Here is a 2,878-nt window from a genome sequence, read left to right on the forward strand (position 1 = left end):
TAATGTTTCTCTGACGATCTGGGTTTTGACTTCGGCGTAGATGTCCGAGTAGAAATCCTGCCCGAGGTAAACGATCTGCTCGTTGTGGTATTCTCCCTGCACCTTATCGATGTAGGTGTTGCCGAGAAACTGGGCAAACACATCGGTAAATGCGGCCTTTTCCGCATCGTTGAAATCGCTCCAGTTACGCGCTACGGTGCGTCGGGCGATCTCATCGAAGTTGAACATCGGCTTGACATTCTTCCAGATTTCATCCCGCTGGGCCGATTTGGTGCCCTTCACCTTGTATTGGGGATCATTGAGAATGGCAATGACGGTGTCGATGGGGGCTTTGATGGTGGCCATGGGCTCCAATGATACCGCTACCGCTGGGAATATCATCAACACATAAACAGCCAGTACTCCGGCAGTACTTTTAAGGATCATAACATCCTCCGCAATCTCTTATTCCATTTGGCATACAAGTTTTACCGGTGTCGGCTGCGTCACCGCCTGCTTGACACTTGGGTATCATCTTGAATGCAGCACGGAATTACTTTTCGGCATCTCCAAAAACATATTTGCTGACCAGTTCCTCAATGTCCAGGGCCGACTCGGTTTCTATAATCATGTCTCCGGTTTTCAGTATTCTGTCCGAACCGCCCGGCGTCAACCGGATGAATTTATCGCCGATCAGTCCGGACGTTTTTACCGAGGCAATGACGTCATCGGTGAGCATCACGCCTTTTTTGATTTTCAGACTGACAATGGCCTCCTGTCTTTGATTGTCAAGGTGGATATCGGCCACCTGGCCAATTTCTACCCCCGCCATGTCCACAAGAGCCCCGGCCTTCAGTCCCGAAACCGAATTGAAGCGCGCATCGAGCGTATAGTAATCGTCGCCGAACCACTCCATTTTTCCCAACTTGATGGTGAGGTAAGCCACGCTGATCAGGCCGATGAGAACGAACACGCCCACCGCGGTTTCGACAGATGTTTTTTTCATATTACCTCCACAGCTGCAAAAGAAACCGATGCGGCTGTCATCGTTAGCGCTCGCTTGGCGCAGCTTTGATTGCCTCCGGGTCCTGGCCCCGGATAAATTGCCGGATCGCCGGTTCAGCGCTGTTCTGGATCTCCGCCGGGCTTCCCTGAAAGATGATCCGGCCCTGATCCAGCATAGCAATACGCTGGCAGATGTAGAACACATCGGGAATTTCGTGGCTGACCATGACCCCGGTAAAGCCGAAGGTTTTCTGGTATTCGGCAATCATGGCGTGGGCCGCGTTCTTGCGGATGGGGTCCAGACCCGTCGTCGGTTCGTCAAAAAGCACGATCTCCGGATCGGTCACCAGGGCCCGCGCCATGGCCACCCGTTTTTTCATGCCGCCGGAAAGCTGGGAGGGGTATTTGTCCTCGATTCCGACCAGGTCCAGTTGGGCCAGCTTGTCACGCACACGGTTTTGAATGTCACGGAACGCTACCCGGCCCTTCTCCTTCAGCGGCAGGGCCACATTCTCATAAACGGTCATGGAATCAAACAGGGCCGTTCCCTGAAACATATAGCTGAACTTCATCTTCACCGCCCGGCGCGCGGCAGCGGGCATGGCGTTGATGGCCTGCCCCTGGAAGCGGATTTCCCCTTCGTCCGGCTCCAAAAGACCAATGATGTGCTTGAGCAGAACGCTCTTGCCGATGCCGCTCTTGCCGATAATGGCCGTAACCTGCCCCTGGTAGATGGACAGATCCACACCCTTGAGCACGGCATTGTCGCCGAAGCGCTTGAACACGTGATTAAACTCGATCAACGGCACGGTCATCGTCGTCTCACAGCAAGAACGAAGTCAACACATAGTCGGCGACCATAATCATTACACAGGACAGGACCACCGCCGACGTGGTGGACAGGCTCACGCCCTTGGCGCCAAAACCTTCCTTGCGCAGGTGGGTCGTGTAGCCTTGAAAACAGCAAATCGTTACCACGATGGCGGCAAAACAAAATGATTTGGCAAATCCGCCGTTGATGTCTTCCATGAGCACGCTGGACTCCACCCGGCTGAAATAGAGCCCGGAATTGATCCCCAGCAGCAGTGAGCCGGTCACGTAGCCTCCGATAATCCCCACCACATCGAAAATGGCCGTGAGAAAGGGAAAGCTGATCAGCGCAGCCCCCAGCCGGGGGCTGAACAGAAAACGCACGGGGTTGATATCCATGGTCTCAAGGGCATCGATCTGTTCGGAAATGCGCATGATACCGATTTCCGCGGCCATGGCCGAACCGGCACGAGCCACGACCATGATGGCAGCTAACACCGGTCCCATTTCACGAATCAGGCTCAAGGCCACCGCCGCCCCCAACAGCCCCTCGGAACCGAACTTCACCAGTGTATAGTAACCCTGCAGGCCTAATACCATCCCCGTAAACGCGCCAGTGAGGCAGATCACGAACACCGATTTCGTGCCGATAAAATAGATCTGGTCGATGATCTTGTCCGCCTGCAGAGGAAACGAAAAAAGATGGGTGACGCCGCGTAAAAAAAAGATGGCCACCCGGCCCAGTTCCTGAACAGGGGCAATGGCCATGCGGCCGAGACCGGCCAACATATTGGTGATTATATAGGATTGGGCCATCGATTCAATACCGCTATTGGTTCCTCAACGGACGTGGCGGTGAGTCGGATTGGAGCCATGAACCACCGATAAGCTTGTAAAAATAACTGAAATCGCCGTTAATGTAAACCCAATCTGAGCGATTGTCGAGCTTGCCGCAGATTCAAGGCAGATGTCGTCGCGCTATAGTGGACTATGCGCGGCGATATCTAACGCCGAAGATGCGGTGAGATCGGCAATCCCAATGGGTTTCACCTTTTGAATACAACCATCGATGGTACCCAACCGT

At 53.9% G+C, this 2,878-nt stretch carries 4 protein-coding genes; all 4 read right to left on the reverse strand.

The genetic code is table 11. The features are described 5' to 3' along the window. Positions 1 to 426, reverse strand: a 426-nt coding sequence (locus tag QNK41_RS16680; protein WP_319258955.1) for an ABC transporter substrate-binding protein, incomplete at its 3' end; no start/stop codon positions are given. Between the two features lie 106 nt (positions 427 to 532). Further along, a complete protein-coding gene (gene mlaD, locus QNK41_RS16685) occupies positions 533 to 985 on the reverse strand; it encodes an outer membrane lipid asymmetry maintenance protein MlaD (protein WP_319258957.1) in 453 nt (150 codons plus the stop codon). A gap of 43 nt (positions 986 to 1,028) precedes the next feature. Then, on the reverse strand, positions 1,029 to 1,799 hold the full coding sequence (locus tag QNK41_RS16690) for an ABC transporter ATP-binding protein (RefSeq protein ID WP_319258959.1): 771 nt from the start codon (positions 1,797 to 1,799) through the stop codon (positions 1,029 to 1,031). Between the two features lie 7 nt (positions 1,800 to 1,806). Then, positions 1,807 to 2,610, reverse strand: a complete 804-nt coding sequence (locus QNK41_RS16695; RefSeq protein WP_319258960.1) for an ABC transporter permease — start codon at positions 2,608 to 2,610, stop codon at positions 1,807 to 1,809. Positions 2,611 to 2,878 lie beyond the last annotated feature (268 nt).

Source organism: Desulfosarcina sp. (assembly GCF_033791525.1).
Classification (GTDB): Bacteria; Desulfobacterota; Desulfobacteria; order Desulfobacterales; family Desulfosarcinaceae; genus Desulfosarcina.

Bases quoted from the DNA above. Each gene is read 5' to 3' on its own strand.
- QNK41_RS16690 (WP_319258959.1), bottom strand. From the start codon at position 1,799: ATGACCGTGCCGTTGATCGAGTTTAATCACGTGTTCAAGCGCTTCGGC.
- mlaD (WP_319258957.1), bottom strand. From the start codon at position 985: ATGAAAAAAACATCTGTCGAAACCGCGGTGGGCGTGTTCGTTCTCATC.
- QNK41_RS16695 (WP_319258960.1), bottom strand. From the start codon at position 2,610: ATGGCCCAATCCTATATAATCACCAATATGTTGGCCGGTCTCGGCCGC.